The sequence below is a fragment of the uncultured Nostoc sp. genome (assembly GCF_964247315.1).
Taxonomy (GTDB): domain Bacteria; phylum Cyanobacteriota; class Cyanobacteriia; order Cyanobacteriales; family Nostocaceae; genus Nostoc.
In genome coordinates this window covers 1-2,683 of record NZ_CAXTTT010000209.1, presented here as the reverse complement: position 1 = coordinate 2,683, position 2,683 = coordinate 1, and the positions used below count along the sequence as shown (strand labels likewise).

Genomic DNA, 2,683 nt, shown 5'->3' with positions numbered 1-2,683 from the left:
CTTCTTCTCGTTGCAAAGTGCTAACGTCCAGAGGTTTCATTTGCAATTCTTCTTGTTTTGACTCTGGCAATGCTTCTTGTTGGATAGACTGGCGATTTACAGGTTGCGCCATTCTTTGCATTACCTGCTGTGCGACGCTATCAGCTTCCTGTTCGTATTTGTCTCCAGGCTGGCTGATTGAGAGTTTTGCTTGGGTACGCAGTGGTATGCGACTTATATCGTGAGTAACTGGTTTATTGATTGGTTGTACCTCAGGAACCGCTTGGCGTGAAATTGCCGACGACTCCAAACCAAAGCCGCGTATCGGGTGTTTCAGGGATGGGATTGAGAAGCCTGTAGTAGTTTTTTTCTGCCGGCTGATGTGTTCTCTCATTTTTTCCTCCTGTTGCCCAAGCAGTAGCTAGGTGAATATTTTGCTCTTACCAACATCTAGATTACTGCGATCGCACTTGTAACACAATTCCTCTAAAGTCTAAATCTAGGCAAAAACTAAGTTCGACTTTTGGCTACTTTTGATTCTGATGCAGTACCTTTAGCCTGGATTTAGGGAGAGTTTTTTATTTATGGACTCAAATCAGCAAAAAACTTTTTTCACGTTCGATGGAGATGTTGGCGGTATTGCTGGCTACGCTGGGGTTTCAGCGACATCTGATGCCAGCAAGGTGGCTAAAACGGCAAGTAAATACCTCAATGATTCACTGCTGCTGAACCAACTTACAGAGCATGTGTATAAACTCTTGCTAGAAGACCTGCGATCGCAGCGGGAAAGAGTAGGCAATTATAATTCCCAAAGGTGGTTGTGATGGCTACAGGTGCTAATAATGGCAACATTACTCACGAATTAAATTATGTTACTACTAATCGTTTCTACGTTGAGATAGACAGTTCTATTGCTGCATCTTTCGCTGAATGCTCAGGATTAAGTATTCAAATTAAGAAAAATGTTTTTCAGGAAGGTGGTGTTAACGACCAGCAAAGAATTTATTTAGGTCATACAGAATTTGCAGACATAACTCTCAAACGTGGAGTTACCGATCATCCAGGTTTTTGGAACTGGATGAATGCAGTTTTTGATGAAAGAAAGAAAACATCTCGACGCAATGTCAATATTCTGATTTTCAATCAAGCCGGTGAGACAATGATGAGTTGGACTTTGATTGGTGCTATTCCTATAACCTGGAAAACACCTGCATTCCAAGCAGATGGAAAGGCAGTTGGGATTGAAGAATTAACTTTAGCTTATGAAGGTTTACAGGTTGCAAGAGCCACAGGTGGAGGTACTTCTGTACAACGAAATCAAAAAACAGGATATTTTGTTTCTAGCTAATTAGCTCTTTTGAAACTATAATTATGCAAATTATCCAATCTCCACTAGGGAACAATATTCATCCCCTTGGGATTAGATCGTCTTTATCTAATCCTCACAAAATGTTATTGAGAAAAGAGTCTCATTCTCTACAATCACGAAGTAACTTTATCAGTTCCATACAAACTAAACCACCATTAGTCACATCTTCTAAATTCTTCTTATCTAGCGAACATGAAGCATCGATAGAACCATTAATAGGTTGGGATACTCAGGATATAAGTAGTGAGCTTCCATTACTTGAGGTTGATTCTTTTGATTTAATAAATCCACGAGAAAATAGTAGTATTAATAGTAATGAACCAATAACAACCAGTATTCCAGAGATAATGCCGACTCGCATTGAGAACAATCCGAGTAATGATACGTCATCAGAAATCAATCTTAGTGGTAAAAGTAAATCTAAATCGAAAAAAACAAATAAATCTCAACAGCCATCAGAAAAAAAATCAACTACTAAATCTAAGACTAAAAAATCGGTCAAATCATCTGCAACTAAATTGATCGATAAAAGCAAAATTCCTATTAATTCCAATGAAAATAGCTTGTTAGCATCAGATGAAGCTCTATCTATTAAGGCTAACTTAGAACTTCCTACTTTACAACTTGATATTGCTTCAGAAAATGTTAAAAATGATGATTCAGTTAGTATTATAACGACATCAATTTTACCTAATTTTGAAGATAAATCGACTTTATTTAGGAATATTACTAAGGACGAACTGCAAGTAAATCCTGAGTTACCATCTAGTTTACTTAGTGCAGAATCGTCTGTGATAGAAAGTATTTCACAATTACAACAAGGAAATAAATTATCCGAAAATACAAGTGAACTAGCAGAAGCTTCAGTTATAGAATCTCCTTTGCATCATAATGCAGAACAAACATTTATCCCTTATAATAGCTTGGGTAATAATGAACAACAAATAATCCCTGAAGCATTAGAATTAGTTAATATTTCAGAAACTCCAGTTAGTCCAACGCTACCGCAACAGGATATTGAAACAGATAAACTTCCTTCTATAAGTGATAATCAGACCACCGTTTCTCCAAAAAATTTCATACAGAGAAAAGAGGTGCTACCAACCTTAAATTCTCCATCGCCAGAAAAGGAATCACCAAATATAAATAGTGATTTCGATGCTATTACAGCCATTGAGTCAAACTTAATATTAGAAAACAACACAAATGATTTTGTCACAGATAACCCTGTGGCTAATAATTCTATAGATAATGTAGCTTTATCATCAACACTTACGTCATTTGATGTTGATGGCACACTTCATTCTTTGGCGAACGATCAAAATATTATCGGGG

Annotated in this window: 4 protein-coding genes; 3 read left to right on the top strand and 1 reads right to left on the bottom strand. The window is 37.0% G+C overall.

Annotated elements, in window-relative coordinates; genetic code table 11:
- Positions 1–373: hypothetical protein (locus ACFE93_RS33415; protein WP_375480228.1), on the bottom strand; the 373-nt coding region annotated here is incomplete at its 3' end.
- 190 nt (positions 374–563) lie between these two features.
- Between ACFE93_RS33415 and ACFE93_RS33410 the strand changes: the two genes are divergently transcribed.
- The 3 genes from ACFE93_RS33410 to ACFE93_RS33400 all read left to right on the top strand — a co-directional run.
- On the top strand, positions 564–803 hold the full coding sequence (locus ACFE93_RS33410) for a hypothetical protein (RefSeq protein WP_375480226.1): 240 nt from the start codon (positions 564–566) through the stop codon (positions 801–803).
- Entirely contained in the window at positions 803–1,327 is a 525-nt protein-coding gene (locus tag ACFE93_RS33405; RefSeq protein ID WP_375480224.1) for a phage tail protein, read from the top strand. Before ACFE93_RS33410 ends, ACFE93_RS33405 begins: the two co-directional genes overlap by 1 nt.
- 23 nt (positions 1,328–1,350) lie before the next feature.
- Positions 1,351–2,683 (top strand): hypothetical protein (locus ACFE93_RS33400; RefSeq protein WP_375480222.1); only part of this gene is annotated, 1,333 nt, incomplete at its 3' end.